Annotated in this window: 1 protein-coding gene; it reads right to left on the minus strand. The window is 67.7% G+C overall.

The annotated features are described in order from the left end of the window. On the minus strand, positions 1-916 hold a 916-nt coding region (locus tag J0A65_RS24295; RefSeq protein ID WP_206596831.1), incomplete at both ends, for an alanine racemase.

The following is a 916-nucleotide window of genomic DNA, read 5'->3' on the forward strand; positions in this document are numbered from 1 at the left end:
GGTAGTAGGCGCGCTGCCGGTTCGGGTTCCAGGCGCTGATCGCCGGCTGCAGCGGCTGCAGGTAGGGCAGGGCGCCGTCAACTGCCTTGAGTACCGGCGCGGCGATCCACAAGGCCGGTTGGTGCGCCTGTAGCAGCGCGGTATCGAAGTCTGCAGGTTTGAGCAGGGCGGAGCCGACGGCGACTTCATTGAGCACACTGGCCTGCTGGCTGTGGAGGGGGTAGGTCAGGCTGCCGCCGCCGTTGAACAGGGGCTGCGCCGGCCACAGCTTGTCGAGCGAGCGTACGCTATCGATGAACGCGCGATAGCGCGCATCGCTGTCGGCGAAGGCTTGCTGCTGGCGCACCCAGGGCGGGCTGTGGGCGACATGGGCGTCGTAGCCCATCAGGCCGCGGCACTGCAGCTTCGGGTAGCGGGCAAGCTGCTGCACGGCCTGGTTGAGTGCCTGCGGGCTGGCGAAGCCGCCACGCTGCAGGCCGACATCGATTTCCAGCGCGATGCGCAACGGCTGGTTCAGCGCCTTGGCCAGCTCGGCGTACTGCACCAGGCGCTGTTCGCTGTCGATCAGCCAGGTCACCTGGCGCGCCGCGTCGAAAGTCAGGTGCTGTGGCAACTGGCGGTGGAAGTTCAGGGCCGCCTCGACGGGCAGCGGCTTGCCCAGCAGCATGTCAGCCTGGGGGAAACTCCTGGCCAGACGATTCAGCTGAGGTTGCTGAAAGACCATGAAACGCTGGGTCTGCAGGCGTTTGCCCAGGTACTCCAGCAGGCCACTGCTGGCCAGCGACTTGGTCACCAGGCGCAACGCGAGGCGCTCCGGCAGGCGCGCGGCGAGCAGGTCGGCGTTGGCGTCCAGCCGGTCGAGGTCGAGCAACAGGGTGGGCAGGCCATCGCCATCCTGCTGCAGCTGCCGATTGAG

This window comes from Bowmanella yangjiangensis, assembly GCF_017255015.1.
GTDB lineage: Bacteria > Pseudomonadota > Gammaproteobacteria > Enterobacterales > Alteromonadaceae > Bowmanella > Bowmanella yangjiangensis.